Raw genomic sequence first — 12,066 nt, 5'->3', positions numbered from 1 at the left:
TTACTGATGAAGAAATATATACTAATACTCATTGGATTATTTATACTGACTTCCTGTTCATCCTATCTGGATGTAAAGCCCAATTCACAGATTGACAAAGATGTACTTTTTGAATCAGAGGAAGGTTTTATGGAGGCTTTGGTCGGCGTATATATACGTTGTTCTAAAGATGATATCTATGGTCATGAACTCACGTTTGGCTTATTGGATGTTTTAGCACAGAATTATACAATATCCTCCGATATAAGTAGTGGAGGATATTCATATCTGCAAGCTTCACTCTACAATTATAATACTCCTACTTTTATTGAGAAGAAAGATAAGTTATGGGCAGGTTTGTATAATGCTATTTCCAATTGCAACCTGATTCTGGAGAATATCGATACCCGAACGTCTGTATTCAGAGACGAGAGTAACTATAAACTAATCAAAGGAGAAGCATTGGCATTAAGAGCCTATCTTCATTTTGATTTGTTGCGGATGTTTACTTCCACTAAACCGGAGGCTGCCGGAATTCCTTACGTAACAAAGTTTACCAATCAGGCCACTCCCCGGTCTACTGTCAAGGAAGTACTAGAAAAGATTGTAACTGATTTATTAGCAGCGAAAGAATTACTAAAAGATTCTGACCCAATTGTAACAGAAAAATACATTATTGGATACACCGCCAGCTATGATTCTAATGACCTGCCTGATGATGGGTCAACTGAAGAATCGGGCCCTTTGTTTCTGCAAAACCGTAGACAGCGTATGAACTACTATGCTGCTTGTGGAGCACTGGCCCGGGTTTATCTGTATCAGAATGATAAAGCGAATGCATTGTTACAGGCACGTGAGGTAATAGAATCTGGTAAGTTTCCCTGGACAAAAAAGGCTGATTTTACGAATGATGATGACGAGAAAAAAGATCGTATTCTCTTCAAAGAGTTGTTGTTTGCCTGGGATATACCTAAACGGGGTGGAGATTTGGAAAGATGGTTTCGAAATGAAAACTCAACCCTGATGACAGGCACCAATGAAGGGAATATTATCTATGAAACAGGAGGTGTAGGGGCAGAAGACTTCCGGTTTAAGCAATGGCTCCAGGAGAAGAGTGATGGACGTACCAATAGTCTGCATGTAATCAAATACAACCGGGATGGTGATCGAAACCTGCATCGGCTGGTGGCTCCTGCTCTGAGACTAAGTGAAATGTATTACATCGCTGCCGAATGTGTATTCGATACCGATCCTGCCAAAGCATGGGAATACTTTAATACAGTTCGGTTTAATAGAGGAATTGGAACAAAGATAGAAGGTCAACAATCCAAAGAGACTTTTCTGTCTGAACTGATCAAGGAAGAGCGAAAAGAATTTTTTGGAGAAGGACAAGTCTTCTATACATACAAACGCCTGAACCGAAATATTATCGGACAGTCTGGCAAAATATTTACTGGCAGTGATGCTCTTTTTGTATTACCACTGCCAGATGATGAGATCGCTTTTGGCCAATAATCTACTATTATGAAGCACATGAAGAATAAAAATATACTACTGTTTATATGGATCATTCTGTGTCTGAATACAGCTTGTAAGAGAGACGAAGTCCAAAGCTATAATTCACATGATAATGTGTATTTCGGTTTTGACGATGAAAAAACAAAGGATCGGGATAGTGTGGTGTATACATTTGCCTATACACCTGATATGGAAAGAGATACGGTACTACTTCCGGTACGGATATCAGGAATCAGAACCACTGGCGAGAGACAGTTTCATGTAACTGTAGTAGCGCAGGGAACTACCGCACAACAAGGTACTCACTATGAACCATTACAGAGTGCTTACATCATGCCGTCTGATTCGGGTAAAGCCTATCTTCCTCTGATTCTTTATAATACTGATCCTGCCTTGCAGAATAAGAGTGTATCCATAATTCTTAAGCTGGCTGCCAGTGAAGACTTTGGGGTAGGGCTTGCCAAAATGATACAGGCAAAAGTAGTGTTTTCCAACAGGCTCGAAAAACCTATATGGTGGGATATGTGGAGTGGGCAGTTAGGAGAGTACTCACGGGTTAAACATGACTTGTATCTGATTTCTGTTGGGAGGGTAGATCTTATTTCAGATTATAGTGGCGATAATGCACTGCAAATTCCGTATACCTTATATGTGATTGATAAACTACGCAAGTTTTTGAATGATCCTTTTACGTGGACAGCTAATCAGACGAACTATGTACTTACAAAACGTAGTGATGGTAATTACGATTTTTATCATACAGCTAATCCTGGAAAGAAGTTTCTGTTGCAGTTTAATAAAGATGATAAGAAGTACTACTTCGTCAATGAGCATGGACAACGGGTTACTATGAACTAGGAACTGTTTCTCTGAGCTTCTTCCTATAAACTATAACTTCTAAAAGACAACACCCTTGATGGTTTGACATTATACAACCCTTTGATATGAAAAAGTCTTTTGTCTATATTTTATTTCTTCTTTTCATTGTTACTACTTCCTGTTACAAAGATATAGGGAACTATGATTATGTAACGCCCGAAAAACCTGTTGTTGAAGGAGTAAAGGATTCATTGTTTCGGGCCGTTATAGGAGATTCTCTGCGGATTTTTCCTGTTGTAAAACATACACTGGCCAATACAGAAAAACTAAGTTATCAATGGCAGATCAATGTCCCACACGAGCCATGGAAACTTAATTATAATGAGAAGGACTTGAAGATCATATTTGGTGAGAAGCCTGGTACATATACAGCATTATTCATTGTTACAGATCACAGTAACGAGATGAAGTATTTCTACGATTTCAAGATTGAAGCCCGAACTGAATTTACTTCAGGTACTGCTGTCTTGAGTGTAGAGTCAGGAGTAACTCAGTTATCTTTTGTAAAACCGGATTATACCATCTTGCCTCGTTTATATGAGGGGGTTAATCATGAACAACTGCCGGGCAAACCATTTCAGTTATTATACATTAATCGTCAGAGTCTGGATTTTTCCTATTGGGTTCTAGGGGAAGGCGAGAAGCCAGGTGTCATTATAGATGCCAATACTATGCAGAAAGGAAAGTATATTAATGATAACTTTTTTGATACTCCTCCCTCTGTTAAAGTAGGATCTCTGAAAGTCCATCCAACAGCAGTAACTGTAGGTGTAATCAATGGAAAACTTTATATGGGTACTAATCAGACCTCTCCTCTGAGTCCGGTTTATGGTACCTATGGCAACAGTTCTTCTGGGGATTATGAACTGTCTCCTTATTTTATCATGACCAATGATTACTTCCTGGGTTTTAATCTGAAGAAAAAACAGTTTGTACGTTTTAACGGTGCCGGAGCCTATTTTGGTACAGACTACACAGTTATTCCTGTAGGGAAAGGCTTTGACCCTACCAATGTGCCGCTCGATCTGGTCTATCTGACGTATATCAATAACAGCGCCAGTTATGCCTATGGGAAGGACGCCACCGGAAAGATTTATGAACTGAAGTTTTCCAATTCCTCTGAGATCTTTTATACCAATTACATGAGGGTATTCAAAGCAAACGATCTGATTACGGCTGATACAAAGTGGGAGGGATCATCCAGAGAGGTTATTTTCTTTTCTTCAGGAGATAAGATTTACCGATACAATCCTGTAAATGAAGAGGTAAAAATACTGGATACACAATTCTCGGGAAAAGCTATATCCATGTTAAAACTGATCGCGGATGGGGATACACTGGTGGTCGGTACAGAAGGGAATTTGTCCTACCTGGATGTAAGTACTGGCAAAAATGGGAACCTACTTAGAACTGTTGGTGGGATTCCTGGTGCTCCAGTAGATATTGCCATCCGGAAATAAAGACTTGTCCATATTCTTTTTTCACTAATGACTTGCTTTCTCCACTGGACCAGTTGGTGCAGGCGAACATTGTCTATGCTTTATTAAAACACCTGTTTACATGAAAATACAATTTGCTTATCTGCTGACATTTCTGGTCTGTCTGGTTTATTCAGAAGGAAGTGCACAACAAACCCAAACCTATAAACGCCAGGGATACACACTCACATTTGTGAGCCAAGACCCAGAACTCGATGCAAAGATGAAGGATCGGATGGTCAATGCTTTTTTTGACGTGTATCCGGTATTAGTTAAAACCTTCAATCCAAAAGCGATTAAACATGTCCGCTTTCTGGTAGATACAGCCTATGCAGGAGTAGCAGAAGCCAGTAATGGAGAAGTAAGATATAGTTCTAATTGGTTGCGTATTCATCCGGAAGATATCGACGTGGTTACACATGAAGTTATGCATCTGGTACAGGCATATCCGGGAGATTCAGGTCCGGGATGGCTTACTGAAGGCATCGCTGATTATGTACGATATACGTTTGGTGTTGATACGGAAGGACGAAAATTGTTTCTGCCTGCTTTTGATTCAGGCCAGCATTATACAAATAGTTATCGCATCACAGCGCGTTTCCTTGTTTGGTTAGAGACGAATGTAAAGTCAGGGCTGGTGAAGACACTGGACAAAGCCATGCGTACAAAAACGTATTCTGATCAGATTTGGAGCCAGCAAACTGGTAAAACATTGGATCAACTTTGGGAAAGCTATGCACAAAGCCCATCGGTTGCCCAGTTACAAACAAGTGGCTTTACCTTTACTAACGGAGTAATCTCAGATGACAAAGTTTATCAGGTACTTGAGCAGCAGGCCCGGACACTGGTAAATGAGAAGAAAACAGTGCCACTTACAGATTTGACAAATCAATTGGCAAATACCCAATGTCGGGTCAATACAATAGCTCCTTATAACACAAACCAGGAAGAAACTGCATTGTATCAGTCTGGTAAAGAAAGTGTGTTGATAATCGGAACTTTGTATAAGTGCTCACATTGCCCGAATGACCATATCCGATCTGCCTCTGGATTTGTGATTGCAGAAGATGGAATCGGCGTGACCAGTTACCATATCTTCAGAGGACAAACCACAAACGAGCAGTCTGATGTAGCACTGGTGGCTATGGATTATGCAGGCAATGTATATCCTATTACATCTGTACTGGCTGCCAGCAAAGCCAATGATGTAGCCATATTCAAATTAGATACTCAGGGAAAGAAGCTGAAAGCCTTACCATTGGGTGAGCAGGCTTTAGCTGGTGAAGAAGTAAATATAATCAGTCATCCACATTCGCTGTATTATTCATTTAGTCAGGGTCTTGTATCACGTATGTATTGGCGTGATGGGGGTGAGAAAATGAGTGTGACAGCTGATTTCTCTCAGGGGTCTAGTGGAGCACCGGTTTTAAATAGCAAAGGTAATGTAATAGGAGTGGTCTCGGCTACACGGTCACTATACAACCAGGATCAGCATGTTCAGATGGTTGTGAAAGAAACCATTCCGGTAAATGCAATCAGAGAGCTTTTGATAAAGTAAAATATCTACGAGAAATAACTGAAAAAGAGCTTATCTCCAATTGATACATAATTTTTTATCTATCTATATTCATCCTTTTATGAAATACTATCCGATTTTATTCCTGGCGATTGTTTTCTTCGCCTGCCAGCTTCCCACAAAAACAGGTTTTACAATCAACGGAAATGTTCGTGGGCTTAAAGTAAAGAAACTGTATATGAAATATATGGTCAATGGTGTAGAAAAGGCAGATACAGCCATTGTCACAGCAGGGAAGTTTGCTTTTAAAGGCAGAGTAGAGGAACCTGAAATGGCAATGATTTACTCTACGGATGTACGCCTGCAAAAAATATTCTATGTAGAGAATACAATTATGACACTAACCGGAAGTGCAGATTCACTGGACAAGCTGCGTATTGCGGGATCAACAGTACAGGCAGATTATGAGGCTTTTGAAAAAGAAATATGGGCAAATCGCAAAAAGGTGACAGATCTGTATCAGCAAGCAAATGCGGCCAAAGAAAAAGGTGACTCAGTTCTGATGAAAGAACTTATGACACAATCTGATATATTGTATAATAAGGAAGATGATATCAGAAAGAACTTCATTGTAACTCATACCCAAAGTTTTACTAGTCTGAATGAACTGATGAACTGGGCAAATGCTGCAAATCATACAGAGGCTCAGGCTATTTATGATAAACTGGATGATAAAATCAAACAGACCCACAAAGCCAGAGAGGTAGTTGAACGTCTGGAGAGTCTTAAACGTGCTCAGGTAGGACAGGCTGCTATTGACTTTACCCAATACAGTCTGAATGGTAAAGAAGTAAATTTAGCTTCTTACAAAGGCAGGTATGTATTACTTGAGTTCTGGGCTAGCTGGTGTGGACCTTGTCGACAAGAAAATCCTAATCTGCGGGAGGCATATCTGAAATATAAGGACAAAGGGTTTGATATACTGGGAGTGTCTCTGGATGATAACAAAGACAGATGGAGTAAAGCTCTGGAAAAAGATGGATTACCCTGGACACAAGTGTCAGATCTGAAAGGTTGGCGGAATGTAGTAGCTGTACAATATGGTATCCGTGCCATACCTGCTAATTTTCTGATAGATCCTCAGGGAAAGATTATTGCCCGTGATCTAAGAGGCGAAAAGCTAAATGAGCAATTAGCCAAGATCTTTAATTGATAAGTGAATAGGTAATTGGATTTATAAACTACTGAATACTATTCAGTAGTAATAGTAGTGTAAGGGATAACGCAATTTTATTGCTTTATCCCTTTTCTTTTATAAGATTGCTGGTAAATAAGTAGAGATGAACGATTTATAACTAATCTGGCGAATTTTCCATAGATAATTTTTTTTGATTTTTTTTAGCCTGTAAACTTCCTGTATGATAAGGTTTCTGTAGTAAGTTGTTGCGAATAAGGTTGAAGGCTGATACTGAGTGCTAAAGGTGTTTTTTTTCTAATACTTTTAAGGTTTGATCCATGAAGCCTACAGAACCTGGATTCTGTCTTTTGTCTAATATTCAGCGTTTTGTGTAAGTTTTGAGATTGTCTTTTAATGTTTACTATGTGTTCTAAAAGTCATAAATAAACAACGATATGTTAAATTATATCTTAAACTATTAATATAAATTTATGAATTACTTCTACAGATTATTTCTTGTGTGGGGCTTCTTTTTAACATTATCCAGTTATGCAGCAAGTCCGGTTTTGGTATCCCCAGCAGATCGTTCCACTGTCAATATATTAGCACCAGTAGTACTTAAGGTTCAAGCTAATGATGTGTCTGCAAAGAAAATCTACCTGAAGATATTATTGAATGATCCACGTAAGTTAGCCTATGAGACGAATCAAAATGTTGTTAGCGGACAACCAAATAGTTTCGCTGTTCCTTCTAATGCATTGATCACAGGACAACAATATCTTATTGAGGTAAAAACTGTGACCGCTTCAGGTCAACTGGTTGCACAGAAGTATTATACCATCTTTACAATTTCTCAACCTTTGCCTGTACAAACCAAACCTCTGTTAATAAGCCCGGCAGATACATTGAATCTCTATGAATTATCACGTGGATTTGAACTGAGTGTAAATGCCAATAATCCTAATGCCCGGAAAATTACTGTTAATTTTGAATTGGGGGCTATTCAAAGTGTCTCTTCTACTTTTGCATTAACAACTCAGCAGGCTACTCAACCCTTGGCGGTTGCATACAGTTTTGATGCTGCAGCTCTACCCCGTAATCAGGTGATGCTGAAAAAACTGGTACTAACCTGTGCAGATTCACAAGGAAGTGTGTTATCCCAAAATACCTATTCTATTCCTGTTATTGTTCGTGGTCCTCTTAGCCCTCAATTTATAAGTCCGGTTGCTGGTGCAACAGGAGTTTCGTTAACACCTACTATTGTAACAGGAAATTACTCAACAAAAGAATGTGTACAATGGATTTTCACCAGTTATGAGATTGATCGTTATCCCGCTGATTGGGCAGGTGAAGATTATATTTCTGCCCCAGTAGCATCCAATGCAAATCAGTGGACTGTTCCCAAAGCTTTAAAACCTAATACCAAATACGAAGTGCGTGTGCGTGGTGGGTGGGTGTGTTACAGTAGCAGTTTCGTTACCAGCACCTTTACAACAGGAGGTAGTTCTTCTTCCCGTGTAGCAGGAGCCACTATAGGTGATGATTTGGACAGAGCGTCCATAGTATCTCCTAACCCATTTGTTGAAGAGCTATCTATCCAATTAAATCCTTCTTTTCAGAATGCGACTGTAAAGGTGCTGGCAATGGATGGTAGAGTTGTCTTTACACAACAAGCATCTGCTGAAGAGTCAGTTCGCTTTAAAGATAATTTCCTGGCACCTGGATTATATCTGGTACATATTACAGATCAGAGTGGAAAGAAGGAGCAGTTTAAAGTGGTAAAGCAGTAAGCTTCTAAAAAATAGCTTAGACTACCTGTTAGAGGTAGCTGACAAAAATAAGTGGACGCCAGTCTTTTCTACCTGATAAGTAGGTTATGAAAAGACTGGCGTTTTTATGTAAAAAAAATTTGTTTTTTTCTTTCTAGGGAAATTTTATACTTTTGTGTGGGCTAAAATGTTTTGGTAGCCATAACAATGACTCACTCTATTCGTACCACTATTATTTTGCGGGTTACCTCGCACCGTGTCCCTCCCGACAGCTTCTGCAACTAATACTTTGCAGGACTCATTCTGATTTCTTTTAACAGTCATAGTCGTCTTATTTGACATGCAGGTTTTGCTTGTGTCAGGCAAAGTATTCTACTATCTCATCACTTTTTCGTGGTGTTTTCTCTTTTGGAATATTTTACACTGATTACTTATGCGAAAAGCACAACTATATACTTTTTATACCCCTCACATGGTTCTGGATAAAAACGGAAAAAATGTTTCCCGTTCTCCACAGAAACCCAAACTGTTGCTCAACTTTCTGGAAAGACATAAGCTTAGCAGTTATATTAACATACAGGGCGACTTTCTTCCATTTTCACAGGAAGATTTCTATCTGGCACATACAGAACAGTATGTAGATAGTTTCTTTGCGGGAAAGAAGCCATTAGCTATAAGCAATAATCTTGATTGGTCACCTCAGTTTGCTGAAAGTATACGATACACCAATGCAAGTTTATATCATGCTATCAGACATGCAGTAACCCATCCGGATGAGATTTGTTTCAGTCCGGTGAGTGGATTTCACCATGCCATACCTCAGGCTGGGGTAGGGTATTGTACGTTTTCAGGACAGGTTATTGCCTCTGTCAGACTATTTAGGGAGCTAGGGTTAAGAGGAGCATACATAGATCTGGATGGACATTTTGGAAACAGTATTGAAGACTCCCGTAGTTTTGTTTCAGATCTGAGTCTGGCTGTTCCCAGAGGGATTGGAAATATTAATCCAGGCGATAACCACCAGAAATACATGAGTAATCTGCGTCGGGAGCTAGGTCTGCTACGGGATGCTATTCTGGAAAAACGGATTGATTATGTAGTATTCTGTCATGGAGCCGATAGCCATGAAGATGATGATACCCGAGGGCAATGTACTACAGAGGAGTGGTTGGAATGCTCCAGCCTGTTTTATGAATTCGTTCAGAAAATAGACCAAAAAAGACAGAAGCCTTTGCCACTGGTTTTATGTCTTTTTGGAGGATATCGAAAAGATGACTATAACTCAGTATTAAGTCTTCATACCAGCGATCTGGTGACTTGCCTGAATACCTTATGTGGACAGCAGATTCTGTTTGAACCTGTTGTGAAGCCAAGGAAGAAATAGTAACTCTATTCTCCTGCCTTACTGACTCAAGTTTAGCAGGGCAGGAGAATTCTAGAAAATTTTTAATGTGTTGTTATCTTTTCAGGTGTAGGTTCTTCTACACGAACAAGATCCATTTCCGGCAGTGGCCGAATCACCATAGGGACTTTCTCTACAGTTACCCGATTAGCTTCCAACTGGAACCAGCGTTGCTTGGAAAGAGTGAATTGTTTGAGAAAGAAATATCCTTTCATCACAACCTGCTCCATTAACGGTAAGTCGTTGTCGTAGGAAAGAAAAGGCTCAAAAATGATGAATGTAAAATCACCTGTTACCTTTTTATTGTGTAGTGATTCATAGCGTGAAATAATATCTACCTCTTTTTTTTGAACTATATCTTCCAGCACCTGACGGAAGAATAGATTAATAGTAGGCTCAACCCGGAATCCTAATCGGAATGTTATCTTAATCACATCTTCCGCAGCAAGTACATTAATTTTATATTCTTTGGTATAGGGTTCATCAAGGGTTTCTACATGGATAAACCAATAGATATCTGCCCGTTTAGGTCCATGCAGGAATATGGATTCGATAGCATTTTTTTCTATACGATCTTCACTGCCTGCGGCAGTCATAAAGACCAAATGTGTTCCGTATTTGGGGATAGTTATATCATTGCTAAGTTCGCGTAAACCTGGAATCTGTTCTGGTAGAGATACAAATTCCAGCAAGCGACTCTTGATTTGGTGTGCCCGAATAAAGATGTACATAATACTTGCCAATATTAATCCAATGGCTACACTAACCCAACCTCCATGCGGAAACTTGTCCAGATTGGCAATCAGAAACGATCCTTCCAGACTTAAATAAACCAGTAGAAACAAACCAATAACCCAGATAGGAAACTTCTGACTATATAAATAACAGCTTAATAAGATGGTAGTAACCAGCATAGTTACTGTAATAGCCAGACCATAAGCTGCTTCCATGCTGGAAGACTCACGGAAATAAAGAACTACCACAACGCAGCCTGTCCAAAGAAGCCAGTTTATAGAAGGAATGTAAAGTTGTCCCCGCACCTCAGTTGGATAACGTACAAGCGACTGTGGCCAGAAGCTAAGACGCATGGCTTCTCCAATAAGTGTGAACGAACCCGAAATCAATGCCTGACTAGCTATAATGGCAGCAAGTGTGGCAATACAGATACCTGGTAAAAGAAACCACTCAGGCATTAAGGCATAAAAAGGATTATGAGTGAGAGGTTGATTTACCTGGCTAAGAAGCCAAGCCCCCTGACCAAAGTAGTTAAGTAATAAACAGGATTTTACAAATACCCAGCTTACCCGGATATTACCCCGTCCGCAGTGTCCCAGATCTGAGTACAATGCTTCTGCACCCGTAGTACACAAAAAGACAGCCCCCAGAATCCAGAAGCCATCAGGATACTGAGTAAGTAGTTGCCATGCATAATAGGGATTTAATGCAGAAAGTACCTGAGGCATTTTAATCAAATGAGTTATTCCCAGAACCGCCAGCATTCCAAACCAGAGAAGCATAAGTGGGCCAAACAAACGCCCTACTGTTTTAGTACCAAATGCCTGTAACAAAAATAGTCCGGATAGAATAGCCAGAATAATAGGTATAGTATCAATAGACGGATAAAGTATACGTAATCCTTCTATAGCAGAAGCTACAGAAATTGGTGGGGTAATGATACCATCAGCCAGTAATGTACTACCTCCGATAATCGCAGGAATATACAGCCATGTAGCACGTTTGCGTACCAGGGCATATAATGCAAAAATGCCTCCTTCCCCGTTGTTATCAGCTCGTAATGTGAGGATTACATATTTGACAGTTGTTTGTAATGTAATAGTCCAGAAAACGCAGGAAAGTCCACCCAGTATCAATGGTGCCTGTATTTGATGGCCTTCTCCAACAATGGCTTTCATTACGTACAAGGGAGAGGTTCCAATATCACCATAAATAATGCCTAGTGCTATAAGAAGACCTGCTGCACTGACTTTGTTAAAATCTGACTGATGAGAATGTGAGTGTCCTGTCATGAGGAAAAAAATGTACTGATTTATGATTAAAAATATATGTTTCTTAAACTTGTTAGCTAAAAGTGTATGCCTGATTCAGTTGGAATTTTAGCGTTACCTATTCTATATTCTGCCAAAATAAAAAAATGAATACTTTTCACATAAGCTGATAATATACTAATACATTGAAGATAAGTAAGTTTTCATGATAAATCGATTGTCCGGTAACCCATTCTGTCCCCATTCTTTTAAAGCAATAGTATTATCTATGTAAAATGCATAGTATTATTTATAGCAATACTTCACGAAAATAGTTTTAGCTGGGAAAATTATATATTGAGA

8 protein-coding genes are annotated in these 12,066 nt (G+C 39.4%); 7 read left to right on the top strand and 1 reads right to left on the bottom strand.

The annotated features are described in order from the left end of the window. Positions 1-6: 6 nt before the first annotated feature. The 7 genes from QNI22_RS26490 (at position 7) to QNI22_RS26460 (ending at position 9,700) form a co-directional block, all read left to right on the top strand. Positions 7-1,494 carry a RagB/SusD family nutrient uptake outer membrane protein gene (locus QNI22_RS26490; RefSeq protein WP_314515361.1) on the top strand — a complete coding sequence of 496 codons (1,488 nt, stop codon included), beginning with the start codon at positions 7-9 and terminating at the stop codon, positions 1,492-1,494. Between the two features lie 9 nt (positions 1,495-1,503). Beyond that, the gene (locus QNI22_RS26485) at positions 1,504-2,355 is read left to right on the top strand and encodes a DUF4843 domain-containing protein (protein ID WP_314515359.1); all 852 of its coding nucleotides are present in this window, start codon (positions 1,504-1,506) and stop codon (positions 2,353-2,355) included. A gap of 86 nt (positions 2,356-2,441) precedes the next feature. Then, the gene (locus QNI22_RS26480) at positions 2,442-3,836 is read left to right on the top strand and encodes a PKD-like family lipoprotein (protein ID WP_314515357.1); all 1,395 of its coding nucleotides are present in this window, start codon (positions 2,442-2,444) and stop codon (positions 3,834-3,836) included. A gap of 100 nt (positions 3,837-3,936) precedes the next feature. Next, positions 3,937-5,412 (top strand): basic secretory protein-like protein, encoded by a 1,476-nt coding sequence (locus tag QNI22_RS26475; protein WP_314515355.1) that lies wholly within the window; start codon positions 3,937-3,939, stop codon positions 5,410-5,412. 79 nt (positions 5,413-5,491) lie between these two features. Continuing rightward, positions 5,492-6,583 carry a TlpA disulfide reductase family protein gene (locus QNI22_RS26470; RefSeq protein WP_314515352.1) on the top strand — a complete coding sequence of 364 codons (1,092 nt, stop codon included), beginning with the start codon at positions 5,492-5,494 and terminating at the stop codon, positions 6,581-6,583. A gap of 455 nt (positions 6,584-7,038) precedes the next feature. Beyond that, on the top strand, positions 7,039-8,337 hold the full coding sequence (locus QNI22_RS26465) for a T9SS type A sorting domain-containing protein (protein ID WP_314515349.1): 1,299 nt from the start codon (positions 7,039-7,041) through the stop codon (positions 8,335-8,337). A gap of 412 nt (positions 8,338-8,749) precedes the next feature. After that, positions 8,750-9,700, top strand: a complete 951-nt coding sequence (locus QNI22_RS26460) for an arginase family protein (protein WP_314515347.1) — start codon at positions 8,750-8,752, stop codon at positions 9,698-9,700. 62 nt (positions 9,701-9,762) lie between these two features. On the opposite strand, the gene QNI22_RS26455 is transcribed toward QNI22_RS26460, so the two are convergent. Beyond that, positions 9,763-11,745 (bottom strand): KUP/HAK/KT family potassium transporter, encoded by a 1,983-nt coding sequence (locus QNI22_RS26455; protein WP_314515345.1) that lies wholly within the window; start codon positions 11,743-11,745, stop codon positions 9,763-9,765. Between the last annotated feature and the right edge of the window lie 321 nt (positions 11,746-12,066).

This window comes from Xanthocytophaga agilis, from assembly GCF_030068605.1.
In the GTDB taxonomy this organism is placed as follows: Bacteria; Bacteroidota; Bacteroidia; order Cytophagales; family 172606-1; genus Xanthocytophaga; species Xanthocytophaga agilis.
The sequence above is the reverse complement of the archived record's forward strand: the minus strand, read 5'-3'. Positions and strand labels throughout refer to the sequence as shown.